At 66.9% G+C, this 14,611-nt stretch carries 13 protein-coding genes; 10 read left to right on the top strand and 3 right to left on the bottom strand.

Features of this window, described 5'->3' with window-relative positions:
• Positions 1-4: 4 nt before the first annotated feature.
• Genes fadD17 through ACXYX3_RS22560 form a run of 3 tightly spaced genes read right to left on the bottom strand, consistent with a single transcriptional unit; the run spans position 5 to position 3,839 of the window.
• A complete protein-coding gene (gene fadD17 / locus ACXYX3_RS22570) occupies positions 5-1,528 on the bottom strand; it encodes a long-chain-fatty-acid--CoA ligase FadD17 (RefSeq protein ID WP_458609074.1) in 1,524 nt (507 codons plus the stop codon).
• A gap of 6 nt (positions 1,529-1,534) precedes the next feature.
• Positions 1,535-2,644 carry an acyl-CoA dehydrogenase family protein gene (locus ACXYX3_RS22565; RefSeq protein WP_458609073.1) on the bottom strand — a complete coding sequence of 370 codons (1,110 nt, stop codon included), beginning with the start codon at positions 2,642-2,644 and terminating at the stop codon, positions 1,535-1,537.
• Between the two features lie 13 nt (positions 2,645-2,657).
• On the bottom strand, positions 2,658-3,839 hold the full coding sequence (locus ACXYX3_RS22560) for an acyl-CoA dehydrogenase family protein (RefSeq protein ID WP_458612187.1): 1,182 nt from the start codon (positions 3,837-3,839) through the stop codon (positions 2,658-2,660).
• A 168-nt stretch (positions 3,840-4,007) separates the two neighbouring features.
• Between ACXYX3_RS22560 and ACXYX3_RS22555 the strand changes: the two genes are divergently transcribed.
• The 10 genes from ACXYX3_RS22555 to ACXYX3_RS22510 all read left to right on the top strand — a co-directional run bounded on the left by ACXYX3_RS22555 (position 4,008) and on the right by ACXYX3_RS22510 (position 14,604).
• Complete coding sequence (locus ACXYX3_RS22555) at positions 4,008-4,199, top strand: ferredoxin (RefSeq protein WP_046365490.1); 192 nt, start codon at positions 4,008-4,010, stop codon at positions 4,197-4,199.
• A gap of 12 nt (positions 4,200-4,211) precedes the next feature.
• The gene (locus tag ACXYX3_RS22550) at positions 4,212-5,132 is read left to right on the top strand and encodes a 3-oxoacyl-ACP reductase (RefSeq protein WP_458609072.1); all 921 of its coding nucleotides are present in this window, start codon (positions 4,212-4,214) and stop codon (positions 5,130-5,132) included.
• Between the two features lie 261 nt (positions 5,133-5,393).
• Complete coding sequence (locus tag ACXYX3_RS22545; RefSeq protein ID WP_046365488.1) at positions 5,394-6,158, top strand: MlaE family ABC transporter permease; 765 nt, start codon at positions 5,394-5,396, stop codon at positions 6,156-6,158.
• Positions 6,158-7,000 (top strand): MlaE family ABC transporter permease, encoded by an 843-nt coding sequence (locus tag ACXYX3_RS22540; protein ID WP_221351504.1) that lies wholly within the window; start codon positions 6,158-6,160, stop codon positions 6,998-7,000. The genes ACXYX3_RS22545 and ACXYX3_RS22540 overlap by 1 nt, the downstream gene beginning before the upstream one ends.
• Before the next feature lie 13 nt (positions 7,001-7,013).
• A complete protein-coding gene (locus ACXYX3_RS22535; protein ID WP_221351502.1) occupies positions 7,014-8,216 on the top strand; it encodes an MCE family protein in 1,203 nt (400 codons plus the stop codon).
• A gap of 32 nt (positions 8,217-8,248) precedes the next feature.
• Complete coding sequence (locus ACXYX3_RS22530; RefSeq protein ID WP_221353739.1) at positions 8,249-9,259, top strand: MCE family protein; 1,011 nt, start codon at positions 8,249-8,251, stop codon at positions 9,257-9,259.
• Positions 9,252-10,310, top strand: a complete 1,059-nt coding sequence (locus ACXYX3_RS22525; RefSeq protein WP_221351500.1) for an MCE family protein — start codon at positions 9,252-9,254, stop codon at positions 10,308-10,310. Before ACXYX3_RS22530 ends, ACXYX3_RS22525 begins: the two co-directional genes overlap by 8 nt.
• Positions 10,307-11,692 (top strand): MCE family protein, encoded by a 1,386-nt coding sequence (locus tag ACXYX3_RS22520; RefSeq protein ID WP_221351498.1) that lies wholly within the window; start codon positions 10,307-10,309, stop codon positions 11,690-11,692. Before ACXYX3_RS22525 ends, ACXYX3_RS22520 begins: the two co-directional genes overlap by 4 nt.
• Positions 11,689-12,858, top strand: coding sequence for an MCE family protein (locus ACXYX3_RS22515; RefSeq protein WP_221351495.1), 1,170 nt, complete (start codon positions 11,689-11,691; stop codon positions 12,856-12,858). Before ACXYX3_RS22520 ends, ACXYX3_RS22515 begins: the two co-directional genes overlap by 4 nt.
• The gene (locus tag ACXYX3_RS22510) at positions 12,859-14,604 is read left to right on the top strand and encodes a virulence factor Mce family protein (protein WP_221351493.1); all 1,746 of its coding nucleotides are present in this window, start codon (positions 12,859-12,861) and stop codon (positions 14,602-14,604) included.
• Positions 14,605-14,611 lie beyond the last annotated feature (7 nt).

The raw sequence follows: 14,611 nt of genomic DNA, 5'->3' as shown, positions 1-14,611 counted from the left end.
CCGGTCACGGCCGGTCGATCTCGTGCACGTCGTCGGAGCAGTCGATACCTTCGGCCGACAGCTGCCGCTTGATCACCTTGAACGTCTGGGTGCGCGGCAGCGTGGTGGCCACGCGCACATACACCGGCCACTGCTTGGGCCCCAGATCGTCCTGCGCGCAGAGGAACTGCGTGAACGTCACCGGATCGAACGCCGCGGGGTCGGGCAGCACCAGCGCAGCCATCACGCGGTCGCCCACGGTGTCGTCGGGAATGGGATAGACGACGGCCTCGGTGACGCCGGGATAGCGCATGAGGATGCGCTCGATCGGGGCGGTGCCGAGATTCTCACCGTCGACCCGCAGCCAGTCACCCAGTCTCCCTGCGAAGTACGCGAAGCCGCGTTCGTCGGTGTAGGCGAGGTCTCCACTGTGGTAGACCCCGCCGCGCATCCGATCGGCATCGGCCTCGGAATTGTGGTAGTAGCCGCGGAACTGGCCGGGGCCCTCGGTGTTGACCAGCTCGCCGACCACACCGGGTGGGCACGGCCGCCCCGTCTCGACGTCGACGATCGTGACCCCGCCCACGAGCGGGCCCAGTGCCCCGTCGGGTGTGTCGGGGGTCCGTGCGATCGAGACGCCGCCTTCGCTCGAACCGAATCCGTCGACGACCTCGACGGCGAAGCGCTCCGCGAAGCGGCTCAGGTCCCGCGGCGCGCCCTCGTTGCCGTAGGCCACCCTCAGAGGATTGTCGGCGTCGTCGCTGCGCTCGGGCGTCGCGAGAATGTAGGACAGCGGCTTACCGACGTAATTGGCGTAGGTGGCGCCGACTCTGCGGACATCGGGAAAGAACTGCGAGGCGGAGAACCTGCGCCGCAGGGCGACGGACGCACGGCCGGCGACGGCCGGCGCCCAGCCGGCCATGATCGCGTTGGAGTGGAACAGCGGCATGGACAGATAGCACGTGTCCGACGGGCCGAGGCCGAACCGTTCGGCCAGCATCGCTCCCGGGAACGCGACCTTGTCGTGCGTGCAGCGCACCGCCTTGGGATCGCCGCTCGTGCCCGAGGTGAAGATCAGCATGAAGAGGTCGTCGGGCCCGGCGTCGCGGAACCGGATCTCGGCACCGGCGTGCGCGGCCAGTTCGTCGGCGAACGCGCATGATTCGACATCGACGGAAGCGATCCCGGGGACGGTGCTGTCACGATCGGCCAACACCAACTGGCAGTCGGCGTGGTCGATGTCGCGTTGCAGCGCTGCCCCGCGCCTGGTCGGATTCAGCCCCACCGGAACGATGCCCGACATCGCCGCGGCCATCAGCATGCAGGAGAAGAACGGTGTGTTCCCGGCGAGCACGCCGACGTGCGGTGGCCGGTCCGGGTCCAGGCGTGCCCGCAGCAGCGCGGCCAGGGCGGCGGCGTCGGTGAGGTGATCGCGCCAGGAGACGAACGACACCTCTCCGGCGCCGTCGATGCCGTACACACCGCCGTCCTGTACGTCGGCCAACGGCGACACCAGCGCGGTGACCGTGGGTGCGACCGGGACGCCCACCGTGACTCAGGCCGGCGTGTCGGCCAATTCGCGGCCGATACGCAGCAACTGCCCGGTGGCCCCGCCGAGCGTGAACTCGGTCTGCTTGGCGGCGAGGAAGTAGCGATGTACCGGATGGTCGGTGTCGATACCCACTCCGCCGTGGACGTGAACGGCCGTGTGGGCCACGCGATGTCCCGCCTCGGCGGCCCAGAACGCCGCACTGGCCACGTCGATGTCGGCCGGCAGATCCTCCGAGACCCGCCACGCGGCCTGGGTCAGGGTGAGCCGCAGCCCCTTGATGTCGATGTAGCCGTCGGCAAGCCGGGCCGACACCGCCTGGAAACTGCCGATGGGACGGTCGAACTGCTCGCGTTCCCGGGCGTAGGCGGCCGTCATCTCCAGTGCACGCTCGACCACGCCGAGCTGGTAGGCGCTACGGCCGAGCGAGCCGCGGGTGATGAGCCAGTCCACGACCTCCGGCCCGCCGATGCGGCGGTCGGCGGGCACGGTGACCTCGTGCAGCTCCAGTGCACCGACGCTGCCGAGCCCCGTGGTGTCGAGAGCGGTGACCGTGAGCCCGCTGTCGCTCCTGGCGATGAGGAAAACGCCGACGCCCGAATCTGTTTCGGCCGGGACGAGGAAGGCGTCGGCCTTCGGCGCGAACGGCACCAGCGTGCGGGCACCGGTCAGCGTGACCTCGGACCCTTCCGTGCGCGCCCGGACCGGGCCCTCACCCATCTCGCCGTCGAGCGCGACCGTGAGGATCTTCTCGCCGCGCACGGCGGGGGCTGCCCATTCCTGCGCCAGGTCGTCCGAGGCGAATCGGGTCAGCGCTCCCGCGCCCAGCACGACGGACTCCAAGTACGGCACCGCGGCCAGCTGGCGGCCGAGCGCGACCAGCACCGCGACCTCCTCCAGCGCGCCGTATCCGCCGCCGCCGACCTCTTCCGGTGCGGTGGTCGACAGGATGTCGGCGTCGATCAGCTTGCGCCACAGCGCATCGTCGAAGCGGCCGCCCTGCTGCGGCCCGAGCCCGTCGAGCTCCCGCTGATGGTCGGCCGTGCACACCGATTCGGTGATCGTGCGAACCAGTCCGCCGAGATCGTCGCTGGCCTCTGTCGTCGAGAAATCCATGTCGAAGCTCCCTTTACCGGTTCACTCGGGGCAGCCCGAGCGCCACCATGCCGATGATGTCTCGCTGGATCTCGTTGGTACCGCCGCCGAACGTGAGGATCAGGCACGACCGGTGCATCCGCTCGATCCGGCCGCGCAGCAGAGCGCCCGGGGAATCCGCGCGCAGGGTGGCCGCGGTGCCCATCACCTCCATCAGCAACCGGTACGCCTCGGTGGCCAACTCGGTGCCGTACACCTTGGCCGCCGACGCGTCGGCAGGGGAGGGCGCGGCGTCCTCCGTGGACGCCAGTTCCCAGTTGATCAGCTTGAGCACCTCGGCCTTGGCGTGCACCCGCGCGAGATTGAGCTGCACCCACTGCGCATCGATCAACCGGCTGCCGTGCACGTCCTTGGTGTTCTGCGCCCACTCGCGCACCGCGTTCAGGGCGACGAAGATCGGCTGCGCCGAGACCAGTGCGACACGCTCGTGGTTCAGCTGGTTGGTCACCAGCTTCCAGCCGGCGTTCTCCTCGCCGACGAGGCTGCTGACCGGGACCCGGACATCCTGGTAATAGGTCGCGCTGGTGTCCACGCCCGCAACGGTGTGCACCGGCGTCCAGGAGAACCCCTCGGCCGTCGTCGGCACGATCAGCATCGAGATGCCTCGGTGCTTCTTGGCTTCGGTGTTGGTGCGCACGGCCAGCCACACGTAGTCGGCGTAGGCGATCAGCGACGTCCACATCTTCTGCCCGTTGATCACGTACTCGTCGCCGTCGCGCATCGCGGTGGTGCGCAGCGAAGCCAGGTCGGTGCCGGCGCCCGGCTCGGAGTACCCGATCGAGAAGTGCAGCTCGCCCGCGGCGATCTTGGGCAGGAAGAACTTCTTCTGCTCGTCGCTGCCGAAATGCATGATCGTCGGCGCGACGCTGTTGATGGTCAGGAACGGAACCGGCACGTTGGCGATCGCGGCCTCGTCGTTGAAGATCAGCCCGTCCATCGGCGGCCGCGCCTGACCGCCGTACTCCGTCGGCCAGGACAGCGTCAGCCAGCCGTCCTTGCCCATCTGGGCGACGGTCTCCCGGTAGACGTTCCCGCGGCCCATCTCGCCGTCGTTGCTCGCCAGCGCCTCCGCACGCTCCGGGGTCATCAGCTTGGTGAAGTACGCGCGCAGCTCGCGGCGCAGCTCCTCTTGCTCGGGGGTGTAGCCGATCCGCATCGCGATCCTCACTAGTCTGCGAGCCTGTACCCGGTGCCATTCCGGACGCCCGTGTGGATACCTCAGGTCTTCCCCGGTTGTAACACGTTCTAGTCTTGGGGTCCAGGCTGGTGCCACACTGGGTGCGCTGCGAATCGGCCTACAGCCCTAGACCGTCAGGAGGAAGTCATGCGAGTTGAAGTGGATCGTGACCGTTGCGAGGGCAATGCCGTGTGCGTCGGAATAGCCCCCGACCTGTTCGACCTCGACGACGAGGACTACGCGGTGGTCAAGGCCGACCCCGTACCCGAAGGGGAGGAGGCGGTGGCCGAGCAGGCCATCATCGAGTGCCCCCGGGCAGCCCTGATCCGGCACGACTAGAGGTATTCATAAGTGACTTCTCCGAAGACTGACATCGATCTGTCCGGACGCGTCGCGGTCGTGACCGGAGCCGCCGCCGGACTGGGCCGGGCCGAGGCCGTCGGGCTGGCGCGCGCCGGAGCCACCGTGGTGGTCAACGACATCGCACCCGCGCTCGACCGCTCGGATGTTCTCGACGAGATCGCCCAGGTCGGTGCCAAGGGAGTGGCCGTGGCCGGCGACATCAGCGAGCGCTCGACAGCAGATGAACTCGTCGAGACCGCCGACGGTCTGGGCGGGCTGGGCATCGTGGTCAACAACGCCGGCATCACCCGCGACCGCATCCTGTTCAACATGACCGACGAGGAATGGGATGCGGTCATCAACGTGCACCTGCGCGGGCACTTCCTGCTGACCCGCAACGCCGCCACCTATTGGCGGTCGAAGGCCAAGGCCGGAGACGGTCAGATCTACGGCCGGATCATCAACACATCGTCCGAGGCCGGTCTGTCCGGCCCGGTCGGCCAGCCCAACTACGGTGCGGCGAAGGCGGGAATCACTGCGCTGACGCTGTCCGCGGCGCGCGCTCTGGGCCGCTTCGGTGTCCGCGCGAATGCCATCGCGCCGCGGGCCAGGACCGCGATGTCGGCCGGCGTGTTCGGTGACGCCCCGGAGTTGCCCGACGGTGTGGTCGACCCGCTGTCGCCCGAGCACGTCGTGAACCTGGTGCGGTTCCTGGCATCTCCTGCCGCCGAAGCCGTCAACGGACAGCTGTTCATCGTCTATGGTCCGACGGTGACGCTCCTCGCGGCGCCGACGGCGGAAAAGCAATTCAGTGCCGACGGCGACGAGTGGGACCCGTCCGCATTGTCGGCAACTCTGCAGGAATACTTTGCTGATCGTGACCCGGAGAAAAGCTTCTCGGCGGCGATGGGGCTCGGCGACCGAGACTGACAGTCTCTGTTGTCACAGGCGATCCGCAGGTAGAACGTGTTCTAGAATGACCTGTGTCACACATGGTCTGAGCAGTGCAAACATAACAAAATGACGTGGATTGCCGGTCTTTGACACTGCGAACGTGTTCTAGTTAGTATGATCCGGCTCACGGGAGGCAGCGCCGAGTGCGGGGGTGGGAACCCCACGCAGGCAGCTTCTCGGTAAGAGTTCGCCAGGCGTACGTTGTCGACACCTTCGGACCGAGATCGGAGCACGCGTTTGATCGAACAGCTTGCGGCGCCCGCGCGGGCCGTGGGCGGGTTCGTCGAGATGTCCTTGGACACTTTCGCCAAGTCCTTCCGCCGACCGTTCCAGTTCCGCGAATTCCTGGATCAGACGTGGATGATCGCGCGCGTGTCCCTGGTCCCCACCCTGCTGGTGGCGATCCCGTTCACCGTTCTGGTGGCGTTCACGCTGAACATCCTGCTGCGTGAGATCGGTGCGGCGGATCTGTCCGGCGCCGGTACCGCGTTCGGCACGATCACGCAGCTGGGGCCGGTGGTGACGGTGCTGGTCGTCGCCGGTGCCGGGGCGACCGCGATCTGTGCCGACCTGGGGGCCCGCACGATCCGCGAGGAGATCGACGCCATGCGGGTGCTGGGTATCGACCCCATCCAGCGGCTGGTGGTGCCCCGCGTGCTGGCGTCGACGTTCGTGGCGCTTCTGCTCAACGGCCTGGTCTGCCTGATCGGTCTGGCCGGCGGCTACGTGTTCTCGGTGTTCCTGCAGGGTGTCAACCCGGGGGCGTTCATCAACGGACTGACGGTGCTGACCGGGCTCGGGGAACTGGTGCTGGCCGAGATCAAGGCGCTGCTGTTCGGCGTCGTCGCCGGGCTGGTGGGCTGCTACCGCGGCCTGACCGTCAAGGGCGGCCCCAAGGGCGTGGGCAACGCGGTCAACGAGACCGTGGTCTACGCGTTCATCTGCCTGTTCGTGATCAACGTGATCATGACGGCGGTCGGGGTGAGAGTGCTGGCCCGCTGATGAGTTACGACCTCACCCTCCGGTTCCGGCGCGCGTTCAGTGGCGTGCCGCGCGCCGTCGACACCGTGGGCGAGCAGGCGCTGTTCTACGGCGAATCGGTGAAATACATCCCCAACGCGGTCACTCGTTATCGCAAGGAGACGATCCGGCTCATCGCCGAGATGACCATGGGCACCGGCGCTCTCGTGATGATCGGCGGAACGGTCGGCGTGGCGGCGTTCATGACGCTCGCCTCCGGCGGCGTGATCGCCGTGCAGGGATATTCGTCGCTGGGGAACATCGGCATCGAGGCGCTCACCGGGTTCCTGTCGGCCTTCCTCAACGTGCGGATCGTGGCGCCGGTCATCGCGGGCATCGCGCTCGCGGCGACCATCGGTGCCGGCGCGACAGCGCAACTGGGCGCGATGCGGGTCGCCGAGGAGATCGACGCCGTGGAGTCGATGGCCGTGCACGCGGTGTCGTATCTGGTGTCGACGCGCCTGATCGCCGGACTGATCGCGATCGTCCCGCTGTACGCACTGTCGGTGCTCGCCGCGTTCTTCGCGGCCCGCTTCACCACCGTCTACATCAACGGTCAGTCCGCGGGCCTCTACGACCACTACTTCAACACGTTCCTGGTGCCCAGCGATCTGCTCTGGTCGTTCCTGCAAGCCATCGTGATGTCGGTGGCGGTGATGCTCGTTCACACCTACTACGGCTTCAACGCATCCGGCGGCCCGGTCGGGGTGGGCATCGCCGTGGGGCAGGCCGTACGTACGTCGCTCATCGTCGTGGTGACGATCGTGCTGTTCATCTCGCTGGCCGTCTACGGCGCCTCGGGCAACTTCAACCTCTCCGGATAGGACGACAGCTTTCATGGCCAACGGTGACGCCAAGCGCAGCCACGTGAGGATCGCTGCAGCGATACTCGCTGTGGTGGTGCTCGCCGCCGTCGTCTTCACGTACCTGTCGTACACCGCGGCCTTCACCTCGACCGACAAGGTGACGGTGCTCTCGCCGCGCGCCGGTCTGGTGATGGAGACCAAGGCGAAGGTGAAATATCGCGGCATCCAGGTCGGCGAGGTCGAGTCGATCGACTACGCCGGGCAGGACGCCAAGTTGACACTGGCCATCCGCAGCGACGACATGCGCTACATCCCGAGCAATGCGCAGGTCCGCATCGCGGGCAACACCATCTTCGGCGCCAAGTCGGTGGAGTTCCTGACACCGCCCGACCCGGACAAGACGCCGCTGCGGGCGGGGACCCAGGTGCAAGCCAAGGATGTTCAGCTGGAGGTCAACACCCTGTTCCAGACGCTGACCGACGTGCTCGGCAAGATCGATCCGGTCAACCTGAACGCGACGCTGTCCGCGCTGGCCGAAGGTCTGCGCGGGCACGGAGACGACCTCGGCGCCGGGTTGTCGGGACTCAATTACTATCTGCAACAGCTGAACCCGAAGTTGCCGACCCTGCAGGACGACTTCCGCAAGGCGGCGGTCGTCACCAACATCTACGGCGACGCCGCCCCCGATCTCGCGACGATCCTCGACAACGCGCCGACCGTCAGCAAGACAGTGGTCGACGAGCAGGACAACCTGAACGCGACACTGCTGGCCGCCACGGGGCTGGGCAACAATGCCGCCGACACCCTCGAACCAGGGGCAGACGATTTGATCGCGGCCATTCAGCGGTTGCGGGCACCGCTGAAGGTGGTCGGCGACTACTCGCCCGAGTTCGGCTGCCTGGTCAAGGGCATCTCGATCGCGATCGAGCGGTTCGCGCCGATCATCGGTGGGATTCGTCCCGGCCTGTTCGTGTCGTCGAGTTTCATTCCCGGCTCGCCCGCGTACACCTACCCCGAGAGCCTGCCCATCGTGAATGCCTCGGGCGGCCCGAACTGTCGCGGCTTACCGGACGCTCCGAGCAAGCAGTTCGGCGGATCGTGGTATCACAGCCCGTTCCTGGTGACCGACAACGCCTACGTGCCCTACCAGCCGAACACCGAGCTGCAGTTCGACGCACCCTCGACGCTGCAGTTCCTGTTCAACGGGGCCTTCGCGGAACGGGATGATTTCTAGTGGCACGCAGACTCGGTGCGCAGGACCGCACCATGATCAATGTCGGGGTGTTCACCGTGGTGATGCTGCTCGTCGCCGCCATGCTGATCGTGGTGTTCGGCGAGTTCCGGTTCGGTTCGGACAAGGACTATCACGCCACCTTCACTGACGCCTCGCGGCTCAAGGCCGGCCAAGACGTGCGTATCGCGGGCGTGCCCGTCGGTGCGGTCAAAGACGTCACGCTCAACGACGACAACACCGTCGACGTCGCGTTCGCGCTCAACGAGCGCTATCAGCTCTACACCTCCAGCAAGGCGCTGGTCCGCTACGAGAACCTGGTGGGCGATCGCTACCTCGAGATCGCCTCGGGCCCGGGCGATCTGATCAAGCTCCCGCCGGGTGGCACCATCACCAACACCGCGCCCGCGCTCGATCTGGACGCCTTGCTCGGCGGTCTGAAGCCGGTCTTCAAGGGCCTGGACGGACGGAAGATCAACGAGGTCAGTAATGCGATCATCGAGTTGCTGCAGGGCCAAGGCGGCGCGCTGTCGCAGATGCTGTCGTCCACCAGTGCGTTCACCCAGGACCTGGCCGCGCGCGATCGACTGATCGGGGACCTGATCACTCATCTGAACACGGTGCTCGGCACGGTCGACGAGAAGGGGGCCGAGTTCGACGCCACCGTGGACAAGCTGCAGAAGGTGCTCACCGGTCTCGCGCAGGGGCGCGATCCGATCGCCGGCGCCATCGGCCCGCTGTCCACGGCCACCAACGACCTGACAGAGACGCTGGAGAAGAGTCGCCGTCCGCTGCAGGGGGTGCTGGAGAACGTGCGGCCCCTGGCGCAGCGTATGGATGAGCGCAAGGGTGACATCAACAAGGTCATCGAGCCGCTCGCGGAGAACTACCTGCGGCTCAACGCACTCGGCGCGTACGGCTCGTTCTTCAACATCTATTACTGCTCGATCCGCATGAAGATCAACGGGCCGGCCGGGAGCGACATCCTCATCCCGTTCGGTGGCCCACCGGATCCGTCGAAGGGGAGGTGCTCTGAGAATGGCTAGACCTGACGGTGGAAACCCCTTGCGCACCGGCATTTTCGGCATCGTGCTGGTGACCTGCCTGGTTCTGGTGTCGTTCGGTTACAGCAACCTCCCGTTCATGCCGCAGGGCAAGCCGTACGAGGCGTTCTTCACCGATGCCGGCGGCATCTCGCCGGGCAACGATGTCAACGTCTCGGGGATCAACGTCGGCAAGGTCGAGAGCGTGGCCCTGGCCGGCGACACCGCGAAGGTGACGTTCACCGTCGACCGCAAGATCATGGTGGGTGACCAGTCGCTGGTGGCGATCAAGACCGATACTGTGCTGGGCGAGAAGTCGTTGGCCGTGACCCCCAGGGGCGGCGGGTCGGTGACCTCGATCCCGGTGGGGCGCACCACGACTCCGTACACCCTCAACACTGCGCTGCAGGATCTCGGGCAGAACGCCAGTGAATTGGACAAGCCGCGATTCGAGCAGGCGCTGCAGACGCTGACCGACTCGTTGCGTGATGCCAAGCCGCAGCTGCGCGGTGCGCTCGACGGCGTCACGAACCTGTCGCGCAGCCTGAACAAGCGCGACGAAGCGCTCGAACAGTTGCTCACCCACGCCAAGCGCATCACCGACACGCTGGCCCAGCGGTCCGGCCAGGTCAACCAGCTCATCGTCGACGGGAACATGCTGTTCGCCGCCCTCGACGAGCGTCGGCAGGCGCTGAGCAATCTGATCGGCGGAATCGACGATGTCTCACGACAACTCTCGGGCTTCGTCGCCGACAACAAGCGGGAGTTCGGCCCGGCGTTGAAGCAGCTGAACTTGGTGATGGACAACCTGCTGGAGCGGCGCGAGCACATCGGCGAGGCGCTCAAGCGGCTGCCGCCGTACGCGACCACACTCGGCGAAGTGGTCGGCTCGGGCCCCGGATTCCAGATCAACCTCTACGGTCTGCCGCCCGCCTCGCTGTCCGAAGTCCTGCTCGACACCTACTTCCAGCCGGGCAAACTGCCCGACAGCCTTGCCGACTACCTGCGCGGATTCATCTCCGAGCGACTGATCATCAGGCCGAAGTCGCCATGACACACAACGATTTGTCTCCGAAGAAGGCCCGCGTGCTGCGTATCGCGCTGGCGGCCGTGCTCGTCGTCGCCTTGGTGTCGGCCGTGTACCTGGTGTGGCCGTCGCGGGGCGGCAATAAGGTGGTGGCCTACTTCTCGTCTGCGGTCGGTCTCTACTCCGGCGACGAGGTGCGGGTCATCGGCGTCCCGGTGGGTCGCATCGACTCGATCGAACCCCGTGCCAAGGACGTCAAGATCACGATGTCCATCGACGACGGGGTCAAGATCCCGGCCGACGCGCAGGCGCTGATCATCTCTCCGAACCTGGTCGCGGCGAGGTTCATCCAGCTGGCACCGGCCTACACCGGTGGCCCGGTGATGGCGGACGACGCCGAGATCGGGCCGGACCGCACCGCTGTCCCGGTGGAGTGGGACGAGGTCAAGGAGCAGCTCACCCAGCTGAGCAGCCAGCTGGGTCCGCAGCAGAACTCCGTGCAGGGCCCACTCAAGGCGTTCGTCGACCAGGCCGCCGACACCCTGGATGGCAACGGTGAGTCGTTCCGGCAGGCGATTCGCGAGTTGTCCCAGACTGCGGGTCGTCTCGGCGACAGCAGAACCGACCTCTTCGGTACGGTCCGCAATCTGCAGGTGCTCGTCAACGCTCTGTCCAACAGCAACCAGCAGATCGTGCAGTTCACCGACCACGTTGCGTCGGTGTCGCAGGTACTCGCCGACAGCTCCGCCGACCTGGACAACACGCTCGGAACGTTGAATCAGGCCCTGTCAGACGTGAAAGGCCTACTGGGGGACAACAATAAGGCGCTCGTCGATCAGGTGGGCAAGCTGGCGGACTTCACCAACCTGCTCACCGAGCACAGCGACGACATCGAGCAGGTCCTGCACATCACGCCGAACGGTCTGGCCAACTTCTACAACATCTACAACCCCGCGCAGGGCACCGTCGGCGGTCTGCTGACGCTGCCGAACTTCTCTAATCCCGTCCAGTTTATCTGCGGTGGCACCTTCGACGTCGGCGCGAACCCGGACAATTACAAGCGCGCGGAGATCTGCCGCCAGCGGATGGGCCCGGTGTTCAAGCGGATCGCCATGAACTTCCCACCGCTGCTGTTCCACCCCATCAACAGCATCACCGCGTACAAGGGCCAGATCCAGTACGACACCCCGGCGACGGAAGCCAAGGCCCAGACGCCGGTGCCGTACCTGCAGTGGCAGAACGCCCCTGGAACGACGCCGCCGCCGATCGGTCCGGGTACAGCTGATCTGGCGTCGATGTTCCTGCCTACCGCTCCGGCGCAGGGTGCAGGTCCGGCACCCGGTCCCGCTGCGGCACAGGGTTCGGGTCCGGCACCCGGTCCCGTTCCGACCGTGGGGGGAGGCTCATGATCCGCAAGGTCATTCGGCCTGCGCTGGCCCTCGGCACCCTGACGGTGCTGGTGTCCGGGTGTGAATTCGGAGGATTGAACTCGCTGGACATGCCGGGCACCGCCGGGCACGGCGAGGGTTCCTACACCGTGACCGTCGAGCTGCCGGACGTGGCGACGCTGCCGCAAAACTCACCGGTGATGGTCAACGATGTGACCGTGGGTAGTGTGTCGGGCATCGACGCCGTCCAGCGCGCCGACGGGACGTTCTACGCGGCGGTGAAGCTGTCGCTGGACAAGGACGTCAATCTGCCCGCCAATGCAATCGCGAAGGTCGCGCAGACCTCGCTGTTGGGCTCCCAGCACGTCGAATTGGCCGAGCCCCCGGAGAAGCCCGTCGGCCGGTTGGCTGAAAACTCCAACATCCCGCTGGACCGTACGGGTCGGTATCCGACCACCGAGGAAGTGCTGTCCTCGCTCGGCGTCGTCGTCAACAAGGGCAATCTCGGCGCGTTGCAGGACATCACCGAGGAGTTCTACAACGCCGTCGTCGGGCGCCAGGGTACGTTCACCGACCTGATTCCTCGGCTGGCCGAGCTGACGTCATCGCTGGACCGGCAGACCGACGACATCATCTCTGCCGCCGAGGGTCTCGACCGCTTCGCTGGCATCCTCGCGCGTAGCAAGGACAGTCTGGGCCGCACCCTGGACACGCTGCCCGCGGCGCTCGATGTCCTGGACCGCAACCGGGCCGCCATCGTCGACACCTTCACCGCGCTGCGCAGGCTCGCGGTGGTGGGCTCGAAGATCCTCGCCGAGACGAAGGTGGATCTGGCTGCCGACCTCAAGGATCTGTTCCCGGTGGTCAAAGCACTCAACGACAACGCCGATGACTTCATCCACAGCCTGGAGTTTCTGCCGACATTCCCGTTCCACTACCAGTACCTGCGCAAGGCGGTCCGCGGCGACTACCTCAACGTCTTCGTCACGTTCGACCTGACATTGCGTCGCCTCGGCGAGACGGTGTTCACCACCTCGCTCGGGCTCGATCCGAACATGAAGCGCCTCAACGAGGTCGTCAACCCCCCGGACTTCCTGACCGGCGAGTTGGCCAACCTGTCCGGACAGGCGGCCGACCCCTTCAAGATTGCGCCGGGAACGGCCACCCAGCACGAGGGGACACCGTAGATGCTGGACCGGCTCTCCAAGATCCAACTGTCGATCTTCGCCTTCGTGACCGTGCTGACCGTCGGCGCGATATCGATCTTCTACCTTCGCGTGCCCGAGGCGATCGGGTTGAACTCCTATCGGGTGACCGCCAACTTCACCGCGGCCGGTGGCCTGTACCAGAACGCCAACGTCACCTACCGCGGCGTCACCGTGGGCCAGGTGGAATCCGTCGGCCTGTCCGACGACGGCGTCGTCGCGCACATGCGCCTCGACAGCGGAACCCCGGTGCCGGCCAACGTGACGGCGACCGTCAAGAGCGTGTCGGCCATCGGCGAACAGTACGTCGACCTGGTCCCGCCGGAGGACCCCTCCGGGGACAAGCTGCGCAACGGCGCCGACATCCCGGTGAGCCGGACCGCGATCGGACAGGACATCGCCGGCCTGCTGCAGCAGGCGGATTCGCTGGTCAACAGCCTCGGTGACAGCCGGATCAAGGATCTGCTGCGGGAAACGTTCACGGCGTTCAACGGTTCCGGGCCGGAGCTCGCCCGGCTGATCCAGTCCGGGCGGCTGCTCGTGGACGAAGCCAACGCCAACTACGGGCAGACCACCCAGCTGATCGATCAGGCGGGACCGTTCCTGGATTCGCAGATCGCCAGCGGGGACAACATCCGCTCGCTGGCCGACGGACTGGCCCGGTTCACCGGCGAGGTGGCGAACGCCGACCCGCAGCTGCGCACACTGCTGCAGACCGCCCCGGGCGCCGCCGGCGTCGCGAACGAGACCTTCGAGGGCATTCGCCCCGACTTCCCGATGCTCGCAGCCAATCTCGCGAACCTGGGGCGCATCGGCGTCATCTATCATAAGTCGATCGAACAGGCGCTGGTCATCTTCCCGGCTCTGATTGCCGCGCTGAACACCGTCGCCGGCGGCGTGCCCGCCGACGAGGGCGGCAAGCTGGACTTCAAGGTCCACCTCAACGATCCACCCACCTGCTCGGTCGGGTTCCTGCCGCCGACCACTATCCGCTCGCCAGGGGATACGACGCTGCGCGAGTTGCCGACCGATATGTACTGCAAGACGCCGCAGAACGACCCCGCGGTGGTGCGCGGTGCCCGCAACTATCCGTGCCAGGAGTTCCCGGGTAAGCGCGCGCCGACGATCCAGCTCTGCCGCGACCCCAAAGGTTACGTACCGATCGGCACCAACCCGTGGCGCGGGCCTCCGGTCCCGCTGGGCACCCCGATCGAGGACGGGCGCAACATCCTGCCGCCCAACAAGTTCCCGTTCATTCCGCCGCAGGTGGATCCGGATCCGGGTCCGCCGGTGGTGCAGCTGCCGCCGGGCGCGGTGCCCGGACCCGGGCCGGCCCCGCACGCGCCGTTCCCGCTGCCGGTGCCGCCGAACGAGCCGGGGCCGCCGCCCCCGCCGTGGCCGTACTTCGCACCCCCGGACCAGGTGGTGCCGCCGTACGGCCGGACACCACCGGCGCCTGCAGCTCCTGCCCCGGCCGCTCCTGCGCCGGCACCGCCGCCCGCTCCCGGGGTGCCCGCCGCTCCGTCGGGTCCGCTGCTGCCCGCCGAGGCGGTGCCGCAGCCGGGTGGGCCGATGCCACAGGCGGCGGGACCCGCGATGGCGACCTATGACCAGAACGGCACGTTCGTCGACCCTGCCGGCGGAACTGGCACCTTCGCCGGTGGAACTGACAAACTGGCGCCTGCAGAGAACTGGGTCGATCTGATGTTGGCCCCGAAGCAGCTATAGGCAGGAC

Source organism: Mycobacterium sp. Panama NTM2 (assembly GCF_054355555.1).
This window is presented reverse-complemented; position numbering and strand designations above follow the sequence as displayed.

Excerpts from the sequence above, each read along its gene's own strand:
- ACXYX3_RS22535 (WP_221351502.1), top strand. The coding sequence starts at position 7,014 with ATGGCCAACGGTGACGCCAAGCGCAGCCACGTGAGGATCGCTGCAGCG.
- ACXYX3_RS22520 (WP_221351498.1), top strand. The coding sequence starts at position 10,307 with ATGACACACAACGATTTGTCTCCGAAGAAGGCCCGCGTGCTGCGTATC.
- ACXYX3_RS22525 (WP_221351500.1), top strand. The coding sequence starts at position 9,252 with ATGGCTAGACCTGACGGTGGAAACCCCTTGCGCACCGGCATTTTCGGC.
- ACXYX3_RS22555 (WP_046365490.1), top strand. The coding sequence starts at position 4,008 with ATGCGAGTTGAAGTGGATCGTGACCGTTGCGAGGGCAATGCCGTGTGC.
- ACXYX3_RS22565 (WP_458609073.1), bottom strand. The coding sequence starts at position 2,644 with ATGGATTTCTCGACGACAGAGGCCAGCGACGATCTCGGCGGACTGGTT.
- ACXYX3_RS22530 (WP_221353739.1), top strand. The coding sequence starts at position 8,249 with ATGATCAATGTCGGGGTGTTCACCGTGGTGATGCTGCTCGTCGCCGCC.
- ACXYX3_RS22540 (WP_221351504.1), top strand. The coding sequence starts at position 6,158 with ATGAGTTACGACCTCACCCTCCGGTTCCGGCGCGCGTTCAGTGGCGTG.
- ACXYX3_RS22510 (WP_221351493.1), top strand. The coding sequence starts at position 12,859 with ATGCTGGACCGGCTCTCCAAGATCCAACTGTCGATCTTCGCCTTCGTG.
- ACXYX3_RS22560 (WP_458612187.1), bottom strand. The coding sequence starts at position 3,839 with ATGCGGATCGGCTACACCCCCGAGCAAGAGGAGCTGCGCCGCGAGCTG.
- ACXYX3_RS22515 (WP_221351495.1), top strand. The coding sequence starts at position 11,689 with ATGATCCGCAAGGTCATTCGGCCTGCGCTGGCCCTCGGCACCCTGACG.